This is a genomic window from Nitrincola alkalisediminis (assembly GCF_009821115.1).
GTDB lineage: Bacteria > Pseudomonadota > Gammaproteobacteria > Pseudomonadales > Balneatricaceae > Nitrincola > Nitrincola alkalisediminis.
This window is the reverse complement of the sequence record NZ_VYTY01000001.1, coordinates 243,136-263,609: the sequence shown is the minus strand read 5'-3', so window position 1 is coordinate 263,609 and position 20,474 is coordinate 243,136. Positions and strand designations below refer to the sequence as shown.

At 47.0% G+C, this 20,474-nt stretch carries 20 protein-coding genes; 10 read left to right on the top strand and 10 right to left on the bottom strand.

Annotation, left to right across the window (positions count from 1 at the left end; all coding sequences use genetic code 11):
* Nucleotides 1-14: 14 nt before the first annotated feature.
* From F5971_RS01205 to F5971_RS01195, 3 genes are read right to left on the bottom strand one after another with little or no spacing between them, the layout of a single operon-like run.
* The gene (locus F5971_RS01205; RefSeq protein ID WP_193493561.1) at nt 15-758 is read right to left on the bottom strand and encodes a 3'-5' exonuclease; all 744 of its coding nucleotides are present in this window, start codon (nt 756-758) and stop codon (nt 15-17) included.
* A 14-nt stretch (nt 759-772) separates the two neighbouring features.
* On the bottom strand, nt 773-2,650 hold the full coding sequence (locus F5971_RS01200) for a DUF294 nucleotidyltransferase-like domain-containing protein (protein WP_193493560.1): 1,878 nt from the start codon (nt 2,648-2,650) through the stop codon (nt 773-775).
* A 38-nt stretch (nt 2,651-2,688) separates the two neighbouring features.
* Nucleotides 2,689-4,326 carry a BCCT family transporter gene (locus F5971_RS01195; RefSeq protein ID WP_193493559.1) on the bottom strand — a complete coding sequence of 546 codons (1,638 nt, stop codon included), beginning with the start codon at nt 4,324-4,326 and terminating at the stop codon, nt 2,689-2,691.
* 453 nt (nt 4,327-4,779) lie between these two features.
* Between F5971_RS01195 and F5971_RS01190 the strand changes: the two genes are divergently transcribed.
* From F5971_RS01190 to mnhG, 7 genes are read left to right on the top strand one after another with little or no spacing between them, the layout of a single operon-like run.
* The gene (locus tag F5971_RS01190) at nt 4,780-7,215 is read left to right on the top strand and encodes a putative monovalent cation/H+ antiporter subunit A (protein ID WP_193493558.1); all 2,436 of its coding nucleotides are present in this window, start codon (nt 4,780-4,782) and stop codon (nt 7,213-7,215) included.
* Between the two features lies 1 nt (nt 7,216).
* Nucleotides 7,217-7,648 (top strand): Na+/H+ antiporter subunit B, encoded by a 432-nt coding sequence (locus F5971_RS01185; protein WP_036506611.1) that lies wholly within the window; start codon nt 7,217-7,219, stop codon nt 7,646-7,648.
* A gap of 10 nt (nt 7,649-7,658) precedes the next feature.
* Nucleotides 7,659-8,006, top strand: a complete 348-nt coding sequence (locus tag F5971_RS01180) for a Na+/H+ antiporter subunit C (protein WP_036506609.1) — start codon at nt 7,659-7,661, stop codon at nt 8,004-8,006.
* Nucleotides 8,003-9,511, top strand: coding sequence for a Na+/H+ antiporter subunit D (locus F5971_RS01175; RefSeq protein WP_036506607.1), 1,509 nt, complete (start codon nt 8,003-8,005; stop codon nt 9,509-9,511). Before F5971_RS01180 ends, F5971_RS01175 begins: the two co-directional genes overlap by 4 nt.
* Nucleotides 9,508-9,981 carry a Na+/H+ antiporter subunit E gene (locus tag F5971_RS01170; protein ID WP_036506605.1) on the top strand — a complete coding sequence of 158 codons (474 nt, stop codon included), beginning with the start codon at nt 9,508-9,510 and terminating at the stop codon, nt 9,979-9,981. The genes F5971_RS01175 and F5971_RS01170 overlap by 4 nt, the downstream gene beginning before the upstream one ends.
* 15 nt (nt 9,982-9,996) lie before the next feature.
* Nucleotides 9,997-10,266, top strand: a complete 270-nt coding sequence (locus F5971_RS01165) for an MrpF/PhaF family protein (protein WP_202806780.1) — start codon at nt 9,997-9,999, stop codon at nt 10,264-10,266.
* Complete coding sequence (gene mnhG, locus F5971_RS01160; RefSeq protein WP_036506600.1) at nt 10,259-10,693, top strand: monovalent cation/H(+) antiporter subunit G; 435 nt, start codon at nt 10,259-10,261, stop codon at nt 10,691-10,693. The genes F5971_RS01165 and mnhG overlap by 8 nt, the downstream gene beginning before the upstream one ends.
* 40 nt (nt 10,694-10,733) lie before the next feature.
* Here mnhG and F5971_RS01155 read toward each other — a convergent pair whose 3' ends face one another.
* Both F5971_RS01155 and F5971_RS01150 read right to left on the bottom strand, forming a co-directional pair.
* The gene (locus F5971_RS01155) at nt 10,734-12,023 is read right to left on the bottom strand and encodes a M18 family aminopeptidase (RefSeq protein WP_193493557.1); all 1,290 of its coding nucleotides are present in this window, start codon (nt 12,021-12,023) and stop codon (nt 10,734-10,736) included.
* Nucleotides 12,024-12,032: 9 nt separating this feature from the next.
* Nucleotides 12,033-12,587, bottom strand: a complete 555-nt coding sequence (locus F5971_RS01150; protein ID WP_237748466.1) for an FKBP-type peptidyl-prolyl cis-trans isomerase — start codon at nt 12,585-12,587, stop codon at nt 12,033-12,035.
* Between the two features lie 162 nt (nt 12,588-12,749).
* Between F5971_RS01150 and F5971_RS01145 the strand changes: the two genes are divergently transcribed.
* The 3 genes from F5971_RS01145 (at nt 12,750) to rpsA (ending at nt 17,504) form a co-directional block, all read left to right on the top strand.
* A complete protein-coding gene (locus tag F5971_RS01145; RefSeq protein ID WP_193493556.1) occupies nt 12,750-14,849 on the top strand; it encodes a carboxy terminal-processing peptidase in 2,100 nt (699 codons plus the stop codon).
* A 5-nt stretch (nt 14,850-14,854) separates the two neighbouring features.
* Nucleotides 14,855-15,631 (top strand): hypothetical protein, encoded by a 777-nt coding sequence (locus F5971_RS01140; RefSeq protein WP_193493555.1) that lies wholly within the window; start codon nt 14,855-14,857, stop codon nt 15,629-15,631.
* Between the two features lie 190 nt (nt 15,632-15,821).
* Entirely contained in the window at nt 15,822-17,504 is a 1,683-nt protein-coding gene (gene rpsA / locus F5971_RS01135; protein ID WP_036506591.1) for a 30S ribosomal protein S1, read from the top strand.
* A 93-nt stretch (nt 17,505-17,597) separates the two neighbouring features.
* On the opposite strand, the gene F5971_RS01130 is transcribed toward rpsA, so the two are convergent.
* From F5971_RS01130 to F5971_RS01110, 5 genes are read right to left on the bottom strand one after another with little or no spacing between them, the layout of a single operon-like run.
* A complete protein-coding gene (locus F5971_RS01130) occupies nt 17,598-18,059 on the bottom strand; it encodes a YcgN family cysteine cluster protein (protein WP_193364987.1) in 462 nt (153 codons plus the stop codon).
* Nucleotides 18,060-18,061: 2 nt separating this feature from the next.
* On the bottom strand, nt 18,062-18,349 hold the full coding sequence (locus tag F5971_RS01125; protein WP_036506588.1) for a YcgL domain-containing protein: 288 nt from the start codon (nt 18,347-18,349) through the stop codon (nt 18,062-18,064).
* A 2-nt stretch (nt 18,350-18,351) separates the two neighbouring features.
* Nucleotides 18,352-19,539 (bottom strand): ribonuclease D, encoded by a 1,188-nt coding sequence (rnd, locus tag F5971_RS01120; RefSeq protein WP_193493554.1) that lies wholly within the window; start codon nt 19,537-19,539, stop codon nt 18,352-18,354.
* Entirely contained in the window at nt 19,536-20,147 is a 612-nt protein-coding gene (gene recR, locus F5971_RS01115) for a recombination mediator RecR (RefSeq protein ID WP_193493553.1), read from the bottom strand. The genes rnd and recR overlap by 4 nt, the downstream gene beginning before the upstream one ends.
* A 2-nt stretch (nt 20,148-20,149) precedes the next feature.
* Complete coding sequence (locus tag F5971_RS01110; protein ID WP_036506582.1) at nt 20,150-20,473, bottom strand: YbaB/EbfC family nucleoid-associated protein; 324 nt, start codon at nt 20,471-20,473, stop codon at nt 20,150-20,152.
* Nucleotide 20,474 lies beyond the last annotated feature (1 nt).

Sequence of the window (20,474 nt, the reverse complement as noted above, 5' to 3'; positions counted from 1 at the left end):
ACTGAACACCTGCGTTAAAGCCAAAGTGCATCGATAGGCGTATCTGGGCTGAATCGATGCGCTATTTGCGCCAACAATAACTCGGCTGTGGCCAAGGCATCGGTTAGGGCATGATGCTGCTGATAATACGGGAGATTGTAACGCGCTCGGCTGTCCACCAAACGAATAGAAGCGGGCTCTTTATTTAATAGCTTATCCATTAGATTCATAGGCTTGGCGCGGTGAAGGCGTGCCTCTAATTCCATAGTGTCGATCACGGGAAACGCGATTCCTTCGTGAATTCGCTTACGCAACGCTGCATCTAAAAAAGGACGCTCGATGCCACGGTGATGCACGACCACTACCTTCCCTGCCAACGCAGCCAAGAGGTGATCGACAATGCGCATAAAATCAGGCGCTGATTGAACATCGGAATGGGTGATGCCGTGAATTGCGACCGAAGCATGATCCAGTTGCGCCCTAGGGCGAACCACCCAATACTTAGCGCTAGCACAGTGAATACGTCGCAATGTAAAAGGCACCAACCCTATGCTCAAAATTCCGTTTCGTTTAGGGTCAAAGCCAGTTGTTTCAAAGTCGAGCGCCACAAAATCGATACGCTCTAAGGGTGTCTTTCCATGGGGCAAAGACTCAGAATAAAAGGCTTTTAAACGGACATCTTTCGCCGATAGCGCCGAGTCGTCATAAAACTGGGGCCAGTCAACGGCCGTATCCTCACGTTGGCTGGAGGATGTATTCGACTTACCTAAATACAGCATATGTCTGCACTCGACTAGCGGTTAGACTGATAACAGAATTTCAAATACTTCTGGGCATTGCTTAAAATCTGAAAGGCATCTTTTAAATTTTTTCGCTCAAAATCCGATAGATGTTCAGGCGCTATATTGTTGTTGGGTTCTTCACCCTTTTCCAAAGCCAAGGCTTGATGACGAATTCTCACCAAGGCGATTAATTCTAATGCATCACGTAGATCTTGTCCTCGCCCGCGCGGCAGAATGTCTGTCTCCAAAATATCGCGCAACCGATCAAATGAGTTACGCGCCTGTGAGCCAATGGCCAGTGCATGCACTCGAATTAAATCGGCCAAGGGAGCTGTGCCTCTGCGCTTCATATTGATGGTGTTGTTTTGTCGGCCATCCTGCTCCATAACAAAGTCTTTGAAAAAACCCAAAGGCGGTGTCCGATTCAACGCGTTTCGTGCCATACAGGCTAAAAATAACGGGCTCTTCTTCGCACGTCGTGCAATCAATTGGTTCAACTGCGTAGCCCACTTTAACTCGCCCCAAACACCGTCCAGGTCGAAAAAAATCGAGCTGTTCAATAAGGACTCTGGCGTTGGGTTGTCGATCCACTCTTTGAAATACCCTTCCCATACCTCCAACGGCTGACGCCAACGTGAATTGGTCGCCATAATATCGCCCTTACAGTGGGTATAACCACAAGCCGCTAAACCGTCACAGACAAACTCAGCCAACGCTTTAAAATAACCATCATGTATTTCTGGGTCAAAACGATTGTCCAGAATCATGGCATTGTCTTGATCGGTGATGATCAATTGCTCATCTCGTGCCATTGAGCCCAAGGCTAAGAAACAATAGGGAACAGGTGGGGGACCTAATTTAGCTTCGCCCAATTCCAATAAACGTTGCTTAAAACTACGGCCTATAACGGCCATCGCACTGCCAATCATGCGCGAATTTGCATCTTCGTTAACCATTCGGATAAAGCAGGCTTTCACCTCTGGCAATAAAGCGCTGAGCTCTTCAACACTGTTCTGACGGAAGATGCTGCCCACCAAATAGAGGCTGTTTCGTGATTCATAGCGAATAATATCGGAGATCGCAATCACGCCCACAGGACGGTGATAAGAGACAACAGGTAAATGATGCAGGTTATAGCGCAACATAGTCATCATCGCTTCAAACACATACTGGCTTGACTCAATGGTGATCACATCCGTCGACATGATGTCCGCAACTGGGGTTGTGTAATCCAAGCCCTTCGCGACTAATCGTGTACGCAGGTCTCGATCAGTAATAATACCCACCATCTTCGGTAACCCATAATCCGTATCCGACACAGGTGACTGCATGATTAATAAGGATGAAATCGATTCGGCCGACATTAAAATGGCGGCATCTTTAACACTGGCCTGCGCTTCAATGCAGACAGGTGGTCGCGTAATTAAATTTTTGACCTCCGAGGCCATCAATTGATTCGCTTGTTCATGTCTTGAAACCGCATTGCGCAAACGCGCACTGTCTTCGATCTCAACAAAGTCTGCGAAGGATTCAAATGACTCAAACAACTCAGCAAAGATAGGCTCGGGAATAAAGTAGATTAACGAGTCTTCAAGTGCTTTGGCTGGAAAACGAATTTGCCGATTTCTCAGCAAACCGTACTCGCCAAAAATACCGCCCTCACTCATTCGATTGTACAGATCACCGTTGCGGCGAAAGACTTCCACCGCCCCGCTTCTGACTACATGCAATGCGTCAATCTCTTGACCAAACTCCAAAATCTGCGTTCCTGCTTTAAAGTACCCCACTTCAATATTGTCGGCCACCCAATGCAGGGTGTCATCAGGCAAGGTACTAAACGGCGGATAACGCTTTAAAAAATTCTGAACCTCAATCAACTCGGCTTTCATTGCATACTACTCATGTCCCGAACCCTTCTTTTTAAGACTTAAACCGCTTTAGGCTCAGTGGCTAAACCTTTAAACAAGGCAATACACGAAGCCAATAAAACTAAGGTAAATGGAAACCCCGTTGAAACCGCCATCGCCTGCAAGGCTACTAGACCGCCCCCTAGCAACAGAGCCACCGCGATTAACCCCTCGAATGTGCACCAAAACACACGTTGTGGTGTTGGCGCATTCACCTTACCTCCCGCCGCAATGGTATCAATTACGAGCGATCCCGAATCGGATGATGTCACAAAAAACACCACAACCAGAATAATAGCGATAAACGAGGTTATCTGCGCGAAAGGCAAAATATCCAACATACTAAACAGCTGCAGGGGTAAGGCTGCCTCGGCCGCCGCGGCATAACCTGACAAATATTGATGAATGGCCGTACTGCCAAACACTGTCATCCACAGTACGCAAGCCGCTGACGGAATCAGTAAAACAGAGATCATAAATTCGCGCACGGTACGTCCTCTAGAAACTCGCGCGATGAACATCCCCACAAATGGCGACCAGGAAATCCACCATGCCCAGTAAAAGGCCGTCCACCCTGATGCAAAGTTAGTATCTTCTCGACCTATTGGATTCGATAAGGCAGGTAAATACTGCAAATACGCCGCTAAATTAGAGAAAAAGCCCGTAATAATGGCCAAGGTTGGCCCAACAACAATGACAAAAAGCATTAACAATACAGCCAGTGTCATGTTGATTTCAGACAGACGCTTCACACCGGCTTCTAAACCCGCGACTACCGACACCAACGCAATCAATGTAATGCCGAACACCAACAGCACTTGTGTGGTTGTTCCATCTGGAATACCAAATAGGTAATTAAGGCCTGCCGCCGCTTGTGAGGCACCCAACCCCAAGGACGTTGCCAATCCAAAAAGCGTCGCAAACACCGCAAGAATATCAATAATATGACCCGGCCAGCCCCAGATTCTCTCCCCTAAAAGCGGGTAAAAAACTGATCGAATTGTCAGAGGCAAGCCCTTATTAAATGAAAATAACGCCAAGCCCAGTGCCAACACGGCATAAATGGCCCAGGGGTGCAGGGCCCAGTGATAAATAGTGGCCGCCATGGCTAAGCGCTCTGCCGAAGAGGCATCCCCAGCTGCGGCACCCAATGGTGCCCAATCGGTTCGAGCGCCAACATCTCCTGATGTACCGCCCATGGACGAGGCAAAATGCGATAAGGGTTCCGAAACACCGTAAAACATTAAGCCAATCCCCATACCCGCGGCAAATAGCATGGAAAACCAACCGATGTAACTAAAATCCGGCTTGGCTTCCGTACCGCCAAGGCGTACACGCCCTAGGGGCGAAAAAATCAGGTAAAGGCAAATGAGAACGAAAATATTACCGGCACTGATAAAAAACCAGTCCAGATTTGATGTTAACCAGCCTCTCATACTTCCAAACATGGGGCCGACTTGGTTTTGAAATGCCAGCGTTAGCACGACAAATGCAATGACCGATATCCCTGAGATCAGGAAAACGCGGTTGTGGATGTCCAAACCAAAAGGACCAATTTTAACAGCAATGTTATCTTGACCGATCTGGTAGTCGGTATCGATTGGGTTCACCTCTCCATCTGGAGACATGGGATCATTCACTTTATTGTGTTCGCTCATCTGGGCACACACTCCCTGAAGTGTTTAGTTCAATAAATGGTTAGCTATCGCCACAACTCTGACCTAGCCACAGCATACACACAAAAAATACTTTGATTTGCATCATCAAATTAACAGCTGACCATGACCAGAACTATCGAGAAAAAGACTCATATCTATCTAATTACGACAAATCGATGAAATTAAAGTACTCTTTGTGATCATTTACAGAATAACACAAAACGCTATTTATTTTGCAATGCAATACAAATTAATAAATTACACGCCCTAAACACAACTCAGTGAATGACCGAAACTACCCCCCCATACCATACTGTTAAAATGAACACCACCCTGTAACTTTTAGAAAAAATTACTAAAATGATTGAACTATTGTCGTAAACAATGAGTCCCTATTCTGAATGTTGCGAAGGATATGCCCTTATAAATCAACTAGAAGGTAGTGAAGAGACTATGCAATTAGCCGTCTTACTCATCTTTATACTTGCCGCCTGTGTGCCTTGGCTATACGGCAAACATAAGGACCGCACAAGCAAACTCTTGGCCTTGTTACCGGCAGGGTTAACACTTTGGTTTGCACAATTTATTCCCGAGATTGCATCTGGGAACACCATCATCCATGAACATGCTTGGATTCCGGGGCTCGACATTTCCTTCACCATGATGCTGGATGGGCTGTCGCTGATGTTCGCGTTGCTGATTTGCTTTATTGGTACATTCATACTGATATATGCGGGCAACTACCTTAAAGGGCATCCTTCTTTACCTCGATTCTTAGTGATTTTAATGTCGTTTATGGGCTCTATGCTGGGTCTCGTGCTCTCCGACAATTTGATTACACTCTTCGTATTCTGGGAGCTGACCAGCATCACCTCCTATTTACTAATCGGTTTTAATCACCACCAAGCGGATGTGCGTAAAGCCGCCTTACAAGGGTTGATCGTGACCGTTGCTGGTGGCTTAGCCTTACTGGCTGGCTTAGTCATGCTGGCTTATGTATCAGGCAGTTACTCGCTTCAAGAAATATTCAACAGCAATCAAGTGCTGACAGAGCACCCCCTTTATGCAGGCATGCTCATTTGCCTTTTGCTCGGTGCGTTCACCAAGTCCGCACAATTTCCCTTCCATTTTTGGTTGCCCAATGCCATGGCAGCCCCCACGCCAGTCAGTGCGTATCTTCACTCAGCCACGATGGTGAAAGCGGGTATTTATTTGATGGCGAGACTTCAACCGGAGCTTGGAGGCACAGCATTGTGGATGACGCTACTGACAAGTTTTGGTGCCTTCACGATGTTTACGGGTGCTTTTTTAGCCATTCGCAGCACCGATCTAAAGAAACTGCTGGCCTATTCAACGGTCATGGCACTGGGAACCCTGACCCTTCTTCTTGGCATAGGCACCGAACTGGCCATGATGGCCTTTGCCGCCTATTTAGTGGGCCACTCCCTGTATAAGGGTGCGTTGTTCATGTTAGCTGGGATTGTCGATCACGAAACAGGAACACGTGACGTTACCCAACTCGGCGGACTTCGCTACCTGATGCCCATCACCGCCATCTGTACTCTCGTCGCGGCCTTTTCCCTGGCAGGCCTACCGCCTTTATTTGGCTTTGTTGCAAAGGAACTTATGCTGGATGCGCTGGTTCAATCAAGCCTTAGCAAGTGGATACTGTTATTGGTCATTGCCTCATCTGTGTTAGTTGTGGCCGTTGCCGCGATTATTGCGATCAAACCCTTCTTTGGAACCTTGCAAAGCACGCCTAAGAAAGCGCATGAAGCCCCACTTGAACTCTTGGCAGGGCCAGTTGTATTGACGTCTTTATCATTGCTCATGGGATTAATGCCCGGTTTGGCGGGTCAATGGTTCGTACTACCTGCGGCGGCTAGCGTGTGGTCTCAACCCATTGATGGCTATCTGTCCTTATGGCATGGTTTTAATTGGGCGCTTTTGATTTCCTTCATCAGCTTGGGACTCGGTATCTTGGTCTTTAAGCGTTGGGAGTCGGTACGTTCAATTCTCAGCTTACTGAATCCGCTGATACAACGCGGCCCAGAAGCAGGCTATTTCCGCTTTATGGATGGCATTGTCTACATTGCGCAATGGCAAACCTCCCTCTTACAAAATGGCTCTATGCGCAGTTACCTTAGAACCATCATTCTCACCTTTGTGCTACTCACGGGTTACACCCTCACCCAACGCTATCAGCTACATTGGAACTGGGATGTCAGCGTGTATTTGCATGAAATCATTGTCGCTCTGCTGCTGGTCACGGCGGCCGTCACAGCGTGCATTACCCACTCACGTTTGGGCGCCGTAGCGGCAATGGGCGTCGTTGGTTATGCTGTTGCACTGTTCTTCACACTTTTCAGCGCACCCGATCTCGCCATTACACAGATATTGGTTGAAACCTTAACAGTTATTCTATTGGTGTTGGTGCTATTCAGACTGCCCGGATTTGGCAATATTTCCACCACAGCCGAACGTGGGCGTGATGCCGCCGTCGCCATTTTAACGGGGATACTCATTACATTGCTGATTATGGTCACGATTGACATTCAACTCTTCCCACCCATTTCAGACTACATGATCGAAAATAGCCAACCCTTGGCTTATGGACGCAATATCGTGAATGTCATCTTGGTGGACTATCGAGCACTGGATACACTGGGTGAAATTTTTGTACTGGCGCTGGCAGCCATGGGCGTTTATGCCATGATCAAATTCCGTCCTGATACCGCTCCCGGTGCAAATCATTATGCAGGCACCTTAATCCTGCCACCAAAGAACACCTTTACATCAGAGAACGACGACGTTACTCCCTTAACCGATCCAGACCAATTCTCTTCGCCATCGGCGCAGCTGAACAAGCACAAACAGGAGGACGTGTAATATGATGAAGCCAGGTACACTGATTTTACATGTTGCTGCACGTTTCTTGGTGCCCTTACAACTGGTGTTTTCGGTTTTTCTTTTGCTGAGAGGTCACAACGAACCGGGTGGAGGCTTTATCGCAGGATTGGTCGCATCCGGTGCGTTCGCCTTGTATTTATTCACCTTTGGCGCCGCTGTCACACGAGATCTCATGCGAGTTGATCCTCGTAACTTCATCGGCGTGGGTTTATTGATTGCGATGCTTTCGGCCTTCCCGGCCTGGTTTCATGGGCAGGCCTTTTTAACCGCGCAATGGTGGCCAATTTTATTGCCAGGTGGCACGGAAATTAAGCTTTCAACCCCTTTGTTTTTTGATATTGGTGTGTATCTAACCGTTTTGGGTTCAGTCATGACCATGCTGGTCGCCCTCACTGAAACTGAAGAGCGTTAAGGAGATTTCTATGGAACCCATTATGGCCATCGTTACGGGTTGCCTGTATGCGTCTGCAATCTACATGATGCTACGGCGCAGTATCGTTAAGCTTGTGATTGGACTTATGCTACTGTCCAATGCCGCAAACTTGTTGATTTTCACGTCAGCCGGTATGACACGTGGAGCCCCACCTCTTATTCCGTTGGGTGCAATGCAACCCGATGGCATTATTGCCGACCCTTTGCCTCAAGCCTTGATTTTGACAGCGATTGTCATTGCCTTTGGCGTATTGGCCTTTGCGGTTGTTTTAATCCATCGTGCCTATAACATCATTCATACTGACAACCTCGATGAAATGAAGGATACCGACACGTGAGAGCTGAAGTTGCGTTACCCATTTTAGTTCCTTTATTGTTTGGAGCTTTGTCGCTGATTGCGTGGCGTTCAAATCTAATGCAACGCGTACTCGGCATTATTGGTTCGGTGACCCTGCTGATTTGCAGTATCTGGCTGCTCATCAGTGTTCTGGATCATGGGCATGTTGTTATGCATATGGGTGGCTGGATGGCGCCCTACGGCATCACGCTGGTGGCCGACTTGCTCAGTGCCATCATGGTGGTTTTAACGGGGATGATGGCCGTCGCTATCGCGATTTACTCTCTCTCGTCAGCCTCTCCAAGCCATGAAAAGTTCGGCTACTACCCACTCATGCACTTGCTGCTGGCCGGTGTTGCTGGGTCGTTTTTAACAGGCGATATTTTTAACCTGTACGTCTGGTTTGAAGTCATGCTCATTGCCTCATTTGCCTTGTTAATTCTGGGTGGTGAACGTGCGCAAATGGAGGGAGCAATCAAGTATGTCACGCTCAACCTATTATCCTCCGCCATTTTCTTAAGTGCGATTGGCTTGCTCTACGGCTTGGTCGGCACACTGAACATGGCGGACATTGCGGTAAAACTCTCGCAAACCGAACACACAGGACTTGTGGATGTCATTGCGGTGATGTTTATGATCGCCTTTGGCATTAAAGCGGCTGCCTTCCCACTCTTCTTTTGGCTACCAGCCTCTTACCACACAGGACCGGTCGCTGTGTCCGCGCTGTTCGCAGGGCTTTTAACCAAAGTCGGCGTGTATGCACTGTTCAGAGTGTTTACCTTGATCTTCAACCAAAGCCCTGAGTTTACACATCAACTATTGCTTTGGGGTGCAGCCTTTACCATGCTGACGGGCGTATTAGGTGCCGCCGCACAGTTTGAGTTTAGGCGAATTTTGTCGTTTCACATTGTCAGCCAGATTGGCTATATGCTGCTAGGTTTGGCCTTGTTTACGCCATTAGCTCTGGTAGGTGGTGTGTTCTACATCATGCATCACATCATTGTGAAGACCAATCTGTTCCTTATCAGCGGTATCGTTCACCGATTATTGGGAACCTATGATTTAAAGAAATTAGGCGGTGTATACAAGGATAGGCCCTATCTCAGTATATTATTTTTAATTCCTGCACTCTCACTGGCAGGTCTACCCCCTCTGTCTGGCTTTTTTGCCAAGTTCATTATCATACGTGCAGGTATTGAAGCGGAAGCTTGGGTCGTCACAGCCATTGCATTAATTGTCGGCTTACTCACGCTCTACTCGATGATCAAAATCTGGGCTGAGGTCTTTTGGAAGCCCTTACCAGAGAATCACTCTAGCGTCGATAGCAGCCCATCGGCTACGCCTTCAAGCCTTGCGTTTCTCTACATTCCGGTGGTTTTGCTGGGTGCATGCACCTTGTTTATAGGTCTTAACGGTCAACCCATCTATGAGATAGCAGAGGCATCCGCCAAACAACTGCTAAATCCGGCGTTGTACATTGAAGCGGTTTTGGGAGAAACACCATGATTGCATTTATGTGGAATCTACTCTTAGCTCTGATTTGGGTCGTTTTGACAGGCGATCTCAGTGGCTACAACCTGCTTGCAGGCATGATCGTTGGCTACTTAGTCTTGGGATTAATGCAACGCCAAATCCCAGTTCTTAGGGGATATACAAGCCGCCTCCCCAGACTGTTTCGATTCATCTGCTTTTTTATTAAAGAGCTGATCATGGCCAACTTAAAAGTTGGCTTTGATATCGTCACACCTATCTGGCATATGAAACCTGGCGTTATCGCGATGCCTCTGGATGCAAAAACAGACATGGAGATAACCATGGTGGCCAATCTTATTTCATTAACCCCTGGCACTCTTAGCCTAGACGTTTCGGATGATCGTCGTGTTTTGTTTATCCACGCCATGTTTCTCGATGATGAGCCTGCGCTTAGAGCCAGCTTAAAAGAGATGGAACGTCGGGCTTTAGAAATTTTACGCTAGGCGCAGGAGGTTATTGTGCAATTTGTCATTTACTTAACATTTATCATCTTTAGTATTTCGATGGTATTGGTGTTTATTCGATTAATTATTGGACCTACCCTGCCTGACCGAGTGGTGGCTCTGGAATTATTGGCATCTATTATTGTTGGGATGATCGGGGCGTATGCGATTTATACGGACACGTCGAGCTTCATTGATGTTGCCATTGTTGCCGCTTTAACCGCATTTTTAGCGGCCATTGGCTTCGCCCGCTTTTTAGAACGAGGAGGTCCGCGTAATGATTGATTGGATTATAAAACTACTGATGCTATCGAGCGCGATTTTTACCTTACTGGCGGCAATTGGCATTATTCGATTACCCGACCTGCTCACTCGAATGCACGCCACAACCAAGGCTGGTGCTTTAGGGATCGCATTGATGATGGTCGCAGCAATGTTCCATTTTTTTGATGCCGTGGTATCTGCCAAAGGGCTTGCTGTTATCATTTTCATTTTAATTACGGCCCCAATTGCAGCTCATGCCATTGGTCGTGCGGGGTATTTTGTTGGCATCCCCGTTTGGGATCGAACCATCAAAGATGAATTGGTGAATTGTTACGATGAAGACAGCCACCGACTGCTCAGCGGCTTGGAGACCGAAGAAGAGCTTGAGATTTATCGACAAAACCTCGATTTAAAACCCCGCATCCGCATTAAACAAAAAAGCGACTAAGTGATCTATTCACTCAGTCGCAACTCTCTTTTCCGGTGTCTTACAGAGCCTTCCTTGCATTGAAGCTCTGTAAGATCTGATACAGGTAGAAAGCATCCTTCACCCCAGCCATTTCGCGGATGGAGTGCATGGCAAACTGAGGCACGCCAACATCAACAGTGGCAATGCCTGTTTCCGTCGCGGTGATGGGTCCGATGGTACTGCCACATGCCATATCGCTGCGTACCACAAAGCATTGCACAGGTACCTGAATGGATTCAGCTAAGTTACGAAAAATAGCACTGGTCTCACTGTTGGTCGCATAGCGTTGATTTGAATTGATTTTCACCACAGGACCCGCATTTAATTTCGGCCCATGATTCTCATCGTGTCGGTCGGCAAAGTTCGGATGTATGCCATGTGCATTATCAGCAGAGACAAACAAAGACCGAGCCAAAATAGACCAACGCTCGTCCGTTTTCGGCAGCACGCGCTCTAACCATTGACTTAGCATCGGCCCTTGAGCGCCACAAGCACTGGCACTTCCAACCTCTTCATGATCATTACAAATCAATAACTGACAGGGGCCGGGCGCTGCTTCAATCAAGGCCTGCATACCAATAAAACAACTCAAAAGATTATCCAGTCGAGCAGATGTAATGAACTCATCGGACAATCCAACGGTATTTGCGGGATTTACATCGTAGAACGACAGCTCATAATCCAATACCTTATCGATTGATACAGATGCATTGGACTCGATATAGGTTTTTAAAAATTCACGAAAATCCGTTTTTTCTTGTGTTTGACCGAGAATAGGCGGCAAATAGGTCTGAGCATTGATACTGCGTGACGCATTGGCCTCACGATCCAAATGTATCGCCAAGCTTGGAATCACCGCAATCGGTTTTTTAAAATCGATCAATTGGCTGTTTAACGCCCCTGTCGATGTACGAAAGGTCACACGCCCCGCCAGAGAAAGGTCGCGATCAAACCAAGGATTCAATAACGCGCCACCATAGACCTCGACACCCAACTGACTGTATCCATGCCGATGCATTTCCGGTTGCGGCTTCACACGCAAACAGGGCGAATCGGTGTGCGCTCCCGTCATGCGCATCCCTGCGGCAAAGCCAACCGACTCAGTGGGTTGACGCCACGCTAGGATAGAGGACCCATTTTTAAGTGTGAAATACCCTTGCCCCGGCGTTAACACCCAGGAAGCAGACTCAGACAGCTCGACAAAGCCCGCAGTTTCAAAACGATGTTTGAGTTGCTGAACAGCATGGAAGGGGGTCGGTGATGCATCCAAAAACAGTTTTAAATCATGAATAAACACTGACGGTTGCATGAAAACTCCTTAGTGGGAAGCGGGATGAGAGATGGACTCCGATTGGAGCAGCTCAACAATAAAAATCAAAGCCGAATTTGCAGGAATATCCGGTGATGGGCTACGTGCCCCATAGGCTAAGTCTGCAGGAATATAGACCTCTCGAATCTCACCTGGACGCATTTGCACTAGAATTTCGGACCATCCGGGAATCAAAGCATCTACAGGAAAGGTAGAGGGCGCTCCTCTTGCATAGCTACTGTCAAAGACATGACCGTCAATACGACGCCCTTCATAGTGCACCGTCACGCGATCCCTTCTTCCCGGCGGGCTCGCTTGGGGGTCATCAGCGACTTGTAACTGGCGAAACTGAACACCACTGTTCAACACCACAACGCCTTCATTTTGGCGATTTTGTGCTAAAAACGCATCACCCTGTTGCCGAGTTTCATCATTTAACGCCTTATCGATTAAGGTCTGACGAAAAGCATCCCTGTCTGCATCTTCAGAGCAGCCCTGAGTCATCAGACAAATGCAAATGAAGGTAGCAATCAAAGCGAATCTAAAGCACAATCTATACGACACTTTTCTCTCCAAGACACGACATAGAGAATATTTTACATTAGCATTGTTGAACACTACATAGGATTCTGCAGAATTGTATGCTTAGCGCTCTGTTTTTAAGGAACTTGCGTATAGGTTATCAAGTCTCATGCTTAAGACGATAAAGTCAGGAATACGTTTGATATGACCAGAAGATTGAAACACCCGATACTGCTCAGCCTTTTATTTGGGCTGTTGTTGCTGATCAATACTGCTCATGCTCGATTCAATCCTCAACCTGAACATGAGCAGGCGCTACGGGATGTAATTTCAGCACTCCAGCAAAATCATTACAGTGGAAAACAGCTTGATCCCGAGTTGTCATCCAATATCTTTGATCGTTTTTTTAAAGATCTGGATCCCTCTCGAATCTACTTCTACGAAGAAGACATTGCCAACTTTGAGCCCGTTCGATACACGCTCGGTTTAGAAATTTATGAAGGTAAGAGCCAAACAGGCTTCGATATTTACAACGTTTTTCATAAACGTAACTTAGACCGAATTGATTTCTTACTGTCTTTATTATCCGATGATCAGCATATTTTTGATTTTAACAATGATCATGAACTTGAAACGGATCGAAGCGAAGCACCTTGGATTAACTCAAGCGAAGCCATGAACGCCTTATGGTATAAGCGCTTAAAAAATGCCTTGATCAGTCTAAAACTTTCTGATCAAACATTGGGTGAAGCAAAGCAAACCCTAATCAAGCGTTATGAAAGCCAAAGAGCAAGACTTGAACAAACCAATCATGAAGATGTGTTTGAGCGTTTTGCAAACGCCATTGCCCATGAATTTGATCCACATAGCCAGTACCTTTCGCCTAGAAATCAAGAGAATTTCCAGATCAATATGAGTCTGTCGCTTGAAGGCATAGGTGCTGTGCTACAGGGTGAAGATGAATACACCAAAATTGTTCGTTTGGTGCCAGCTGGACCTGCTGATAAGAGTGGGCAACTTCGCCCTTCTGATTTGATCGTAGGGGTTGGCCAAGGCGAAGAAGGCCCCATTGAGGATGTTGTAGGCTGGCGTTTGGACGATGTTGTTAAACTTATTCGTGGCCCTCAATCGAGCACGGTTCGTTTGCAAATCATACCCGCTGATTCCATCGATCGTACCGCACGCCGAGTCGTCACCATTATTCGCGACAAGGTTCGCCTCGAAGAACAAGCCGCTCAGAAAAAAGTGCTTGAAATAGATCGCAATAATCAGACATTTAAGGTCGGGGTTATCGAAATACCCGCTTTTTACATTGACTTTGCCGCGATGCAAGCCGGTGACCCTGAGTACAAAAGTACGACCCGTGATGTTGAACGCCTGATCGCACAACTTAAACAAGAAGACGACATCGATGCGTTAATCATCGATCTCCGCAACAATGGTGGTGGCTCTCTTAGAGAGGCGAACGAGCTAACAGGATTGTTTATAACTCGCGGCCCCACTGTGCAAATTCGAGATGCAAATGGGCGAGTGGATATTCTAGGTGACTTTGATCCTAAAGTAGCATGGAGTGGTCCGTTAACGGTCATGGTGAATCGATTGAGCGCCTCTGCGTCTGAAATCTTTGCCGGAGCCATTCAAGATTACAACCGAGGCATCATTGTCGGAGGTCGTACCTTTGGTAAAGGCACGGTTCAAACCCTGCTGCCGCTTGATCACGGCCAACTTAAGTTAACGCATGCAAAATTCTATCGAATTTCAGGCGAGAGCACACAAAACAAAGGGGTTGTTCCAGATATTGAGTTCCCTACCCTCTTTGACGAAAGCCAAATCGGTGAAAGTGCTCTTGAAGGAGCGTTGCCTTGGGACACCGTCAACCCGGTGAGATACGGTCGTTTTCCCAGTTTGACACCCTACATCAGTGAATTGAGCCATTTGCATCTTGTCAGATCAGAGCTCAATCCAGATTTCATCTTCATGCGTCGTCATGTTGAACGCAGCAAAGAGCAGCGTGATCAAACAAAAGTCCCTCTTAACATTTCACGTGTAAGAGAGCAGCGAGATGAAATTGAGCAATGGCAGATTACGACTGAAAATCAGCGTCGCATGGCGAAAGGTGAACCACCCATCAAAGTGTTGTCGGAGCTTGACGACCTGCTACCGAAAGACAGTCAGGGCCGGATCATAAATCCTGAATCAGAGTCTGCATTAATTGAATCAGCCGAGATCACTATTGACTTTATTGATTTAAATTTACGCCACACAGCGCAAAACAATGGTCGTGTTAGTAACCCTAGGCAGTAACAAGCATGTCAGCTAAAAACACAGCAATTATAGGCGTTGTATTATTACTTGTGCTCGGTGGCGTGGGTTTCTTCATTTATCTAACAATGATGTCACAACACGAACGCAACACCGTTGATCTTGAAAAATTCGGTTTTGATTTAACAGGCGCCCCAAGGACCGACGAAGTCTCTGTCGGTACGTTGGGCGTAACCCAACTGCCCTCCACCTTTGGCTCGGGACAGCTAACACCTGGGGAGCGTGTTGTGCACGGGTTGGTTAGGGATCGAAACTTGATGATTACTGAAAATCAGGTTTTGCAAAAAGAAATCGAAGCGCTAAAAGCACAAGTGGCTCGGCTTGAAGAATCACTCAAAATTAACGAGCACTTCGCGCCTGAAAGCTTCAACCAAGAGCTTTCGAGAGTTGGCAGCATGTTGCAAATTTACTTGCAACAGTCTCCCGATGTTGCCCGCTTCAGTCCATTCAGACAAGAAACCATGGCCGCTGCGGGTCTTATGGAGTACAAACGTTTTGTTGAGACCAATCATCTGATGCTGGATTCCGCTCAGCGCACACGTTTAGTATTGGAATATCTGCCTGCTTATATGTTTTGTGTAGGTGATGCGGTGCAGCTTGCTGCGAACAACATGCGTGAGGAGCAATTGATTCGCGCCTATTTTAATGCTCCCGACACAACACTCCTGCCAGAGGAGCTACAGGAGGATTTAGAAACCGTACTTCCACCTTGCCAGCAAGAGCTTCGCACACAATTTCAAAATGAGCTCCCCAATCTACGTTAGACTCACGGCAGATATATTGCTCAAATACTGTTCAGCGGCCTTCAGTCGCTGTATAATTCGTTCTCTTTTTTGAAAGCAGGTATCATCGCCAGCATAGGTGCCTGTTGTTCATATTAACGATAACCGACCCTGTATAACTGGCGTTACAGGCTGGAAGCTGCAATTCTGCAGCGAACTATAGGACAATTTCATGAGCGAAAGCTTTGCTGATCTGTTTGAAGAATCCCTACTTTCTCTGGATATGACTCCAGGCACCTTGGTGATGGGCGAAGTCGTTGATATCGACAGCGACTGGGTTACCGTTAACGCGGGTTTAAAATCTGAAGCCATCATTCCTCGTTCACAGTTCCTGAACGACAACAATGAACTGGAAATCAAAATTGGCGATACCGTTAAAGTCGCACTCGAAGCCGTTGAAGATGGCTTTGGTGAAACGCGTCTTTCTCGTGAAAAAGCTAAGCGTTCAGAGGCGTGGGAAGTTCTGCAGAGCAAATTTGACGCTGAAGAAACCGTTAAAGGTTACATCTCTGGCAAAGTCAAAGGTGGCTTTACGGTTAGCATCAATAACATTCAAGGTTTCTTACCAGGTTCATTGGTTGATGTTCGCCCTGTTCGCGACGTTGATCACCTTGAAGGAAAAGAGCTTGAATTCAAACTCATCAAGCTTGATCCAAAGCGTAACAACATCGTTGTTTCTCGTCGTGCCGTTATGCAAGAAGCTAACAGTGCTCAACGCGATGAGTTGCTTGCAACTCTGGATGAAGGCCAAGTGGTTAAAGGTTTTGTTAAGAACCTGACTAACTACGGTGCGTTCATCGACTTAGGTGGTGTTGACGGTCTATTGCACATCACAGACATGGCGTGGAAGCGCATTTCTCACCCAAGCGAAATGCTGAACCCAGGTGATGAAATCTCTGTTCGCATCATCAAGTTTGACAAAGATTCTGGCCGCATCTCTTTAGGTCTGAAGCAACTGTCTGAAGATCCATGGGAAGCGATCAAAAACCGTTACCCTGCTGGCAGCAAAACCGCTGCTCGTGTTACCAATCTGACTGATTACGGCTGCTTCGCATCTATCGAAGACGGTGTAGAAGGTTTGGTTCACGTGTCTGAAATGTCTTGGACAAACAAAAACATTCACCCATCTAAGATCGTTCAGATCGGTGATGAAGTTGAAGTGATGATCCTTGATGTTGATGAAGAGCGTCGCCGTATCTCCTTAGGTATCAAGCAGTGCACAGCAAATCCATGGGTGACCTTCTCTGAGCAGTACGCTGCAGGTGACAAGGTTCGTGGAACCATCAAGACAATCACTGACTTCGGTATCTTCGTGGGTCTAGACAACGATCTTGACGGTCTGGTTCACATGTCTGACATTTCTTGGGAAGCCGATGCTGAAACAGCTCTGCGTCAATTCAAGAAAGGCGATGAAGTTGAAGCCGTTATCCTGTCTATCGATGCTGAGAAAGAGCGCATTTCTTTAGGCGTTAAGCAACTAGAAAGCGATCCATTCGCTGAATTCGTTGCAAGCCATGAGAAAGGTGCGATTGTTAACGGTGTTGTGAAGAGCGTTGACGCTAAAGCCGCTGTTATCGAATTACTCGAAGGCGTTGAAGCTCAACTAAAAGTGTCTGAAATTTCATCTGACCGCATCGAAGATGCGACAACAGCTCTGAAAGAAGGCGACAAAGTTGAAGCTAAAATCATCAACATCGATCGTCGCAACCGCGCAATCAGCTTGTCAATCAAAGCGAAAGACCAAGCTGAAGAGAAAGCTGCGATCAGCGCTGTTCGCAATCAAGAAGTTGACGTTGCAGGTCCAACCACTATCGGTGATTTGATCAAGCAACAATTAGCTAACCAAAACAGCTAATCTTTAACATCCGATCCCTCTGGATCAATAAAAAGGAGCCATTCGGCTCCTTTTTTGTTTTTAATGCTCAATACAATAAAGACTCAGATGCACTTATCGACTGCGGAAGAAAACGGCCTCTTCAATCACATAATCAACCAAATCATCCTCATCGATCTCATTATCTTTGACTTCATACACACTTAAAACGGAAGCATGTGCGTCGATCACACTGTCTGGAGAGCCCGTTAACAATGGATGCCAATGAGGTAAATCCTTACCCTCATGAATCAAACGATATGAACATGTGGGTGGTAACCAATGAAAAGCTTCAACGTCTTCTGGTTTTAATTGCACACAAATCGGAACCAATTGCGTCCGTTCAGCATAGCGGGTGCACTGACAGGTTTCATCATTCAACAAATGGCACACGACTGTGGTGTAAAACACCTCATCGGTGTCTTCATCTTCAACCTTATGCAAACAGCACAAGGCACACCCATCGCATAAGGATTCCCACTCAGTCGGACTCATCTCAGCCAGCGTCTTACGGCGCCAAAATACCTCTTGCGCCACGCTTATCTAACCCCTGTTTCAGGGCGGTCCGGAAACAAATCCAGCAGGTAATCCTCTTTAGGAGGAGGCATTTGCAAGAAAAACCCTTTGTCCTGAATCGAGCTTAAAACATCGTTAACATCTACCCTAGCCAGCTGACGCTGAGTTGTCATCGGCATATCCATCACATGCTGGGCTTTTCCAAACTTATCCAGCAGCACTTCAGGTACTTTTTTTAAACCATCGCGCTTGTCCACATACAAATACATTTCATCTTTACGCGAACTACGGTAGATCGAACAGATCAACATTTTCAATCACTCTCATTATCAAAACTTTGCAGACGACTTAGCATCAAATCACCGACGAGTGCTTTACGCCAACCCACCAAAGTGCGGGGCAATCGATACGCCCCCTCTTCACTCTGCGAATTAATTAATTTTTCTACATCTTTACGCCGAGCGATGAGCTCCGGCAGAATGTTTTCGCGCTTTGCCACTTCGCGCGCAAGACTCAACAACTTCTTTAGCTCTTTGCTTCGATATACATGAGCTGGCAAATGGATTGGCTTCGGTGGATTTGCTTCAGCCGAAACCTTTGCGTCTTTCAAAATCGCCAAAATAGCCTGACCATCTTCTTGCACGGCACTTCTGCGCATATCCTTAATTGCACTCAACTCCTCCAATGTCGATGGCCATTGCTGGATAATGTCCAAGATGACCTCATTACGCAGAACTTTTGGCCGACAAAGGTTACGTGCTCGGCAAGCCTGCTCACGCCAGGCAGCAAGATCACGACAAGCGGCCAAGGCTTCGTCCGAGTTAACGTTCAGTTGTGTAAAGCGTCGGTAATACTCCTGACCCGATGGGTCTGCATCACGAGAAGAGTCCGCTAACAACGCGCTCTCTTCGAGCACCCAATCCAAACGCCCCAACTGCTGTAACTCATGCATTAAACGGACTGCAATATTGCCCAAGTAAGCAACATCTAAGGCCGCATAATGCACCTGCTCCGGCGTTAAGGGACGCTGCAACCAATCCGAGGTTGTTTGCGCTTTACCCAAGTCAATGTTGAGAGCATGCTTAACCAAACGCTGCAGCCCCATACTAAATCCCCAATTCGCAAATGCTGCCGCAATTTGCGTATCAAATAAAGGCGCAGGAACAACACCGTAACTGTTGCGAAAGAGCTCTAAGTCCTCGCTGCAGGCATGAAAAACCTTCAACACAGCGGGATTCACCAGCAATGCAATCAAGGCACTCATATCGTCGATTGCTAAAGGATCAATCAAATAGCAATGCTGACGATCGGCCAATTGAATCAGGCCCGGTACAGGGTAAAACGTATCAAAACGAATAAACTCTGTATCGATTGTCAACAAAGGTTCTTGTGACCACTGTTCACAAAGCTCAACCAATGCTCGCTGATCTGTAACCCAAATAGGCTGAGCAGCGCCAGCATCAAGCAAAGGATACGGCTGTTCGACAGGTTCTATTGTCATTTAATATCTCGTTGTAATGTACGTCGCCCTGCTAATGCATGCGCCAGTGTTCCGCCATCCACAAATTCTAACTCGCCGCCCACAGGAACACCGTGAGCAATACGGCTCACTCTGACATTTGCATCACGTATTTGGGCAGCAATAAAGTGTGCCGTTGCCTCTCCCTCAACATTGGGATTGGTTGCCAAGATTAATTCCTTAACCCCTTCATTGGCCACTCGCTCCAACAAATGCCCAATACCTAAGTCATCAGGTCCTATGCCATCAATAGGCGACAAATGGCCTTTCAGGACAAAGTAGATGCCTCGGAAGCCACCTGTTTGCTCAATTGCAATCAAATCGACAGGCGATTCAAGAACGCACATAACTTGTTTATCACGCGTATCATCCGCGCAAATATCGCACACAGGCGTTTCAGATAGGGTGTGACAGACTTGACACTCACCTATTTTTTCAACGGCTTCATGCAATGCATTTGCCAAATGACGCGCACTGTCTCTTTCACGCTCTAACAAGTGCAAGGCCATGCGCTGGGCCGATTTTGGCCCAACCCCAGGCAAGCATCGCAATGCCGTGATCAACTGCTGTAATAAGGGACTAAACGACATATTTAGAACGGCATTTTAAATCCAGGTGGAATTCCCATACCACCTGTGACTTTCGCCATACGCTCCTGCGTGCTCTGTTCAACTTTTCTGACGGCATCATTCACCGCCGCTGCGATCAGGTCTTCCAGTATTTCTTTGTCTTCTTCCATCAAACTATCATCAATGCTCACGCTTTTAACATCGTGACGGCCATTCATGACAATACTTACAAGACCTGCCCCTGACTCACCTTTGACCTCAGCTTTTGCAATTTCTTCCTGAGCTCGCTGCATTTCTTCTTGCATTTTTTGGGCCTGCTTCATCAGGTTCCCCATATTCTTCATCATG